General features: G+C 77.2%; 1 protein-coding gene. It reads right to left on the bottom strand.

The window, feature by feature from the left end:
- Positions 1 to 443, bottom strand: a 443-nt coding sequence (locus tag B8460_RS16595) for an OmpA family protein (RefSeq protein ID WP_048862727.1), incomplete at both ends; no start/stop codon positions are given.

Consider the following 443-nt stretch of genomic DNA (forward strand, 5'->3'; position numbering starts at 1 on the left):
GGCGGGCGCGGCGGTCGCGCTGCCCCGCTTGGTGGCGCCGGTGTCGGGCGGCGGCGGCTCGGCGCCGATGCGCCCGACCAGGATGTCGCAGCGGTCCGCCGGCCCCTGGCTGAAATGCGGCCCCAGCGCGCGGAGGAAGATGCGGTCGGACGGGAAGCCCTCCGCCATCAGCACCGATCGCACCGCCAGCGAGCGCGACAGCGACAGCCGCCGCGCGGCGGAGGGATCGTCGGCGGCGGTCGCGGCATAGGCGCGCACGTCGAGCGTGACGTCCGGCGCGTGCGGCACGCTGGCGGCAAAGCGCTTCAGCGCCTCGATCGTGTCGGGCGTGAGGTCGGCGTGGTTGGCCTGGAACATCACCCGCATCCCGTCCGCCATGTGCAGCGCGTCGCTGCCGGCATCGGCGGCGACCGGCGGGGCGGGCGGGGCGGCCGGCTTGGCGC

Source organism: Acidisphaera rubrifaciens HS-AP3, from assembly GCF_000964365.1.
Classification (GTDB): domain Bacteria; phylum Pseudomonadota; class Alphaproteobacteria; order Acetobacterales; family Acetobacteraceae; genus Acidisphaera; species Acidisphaera rubrifaciens.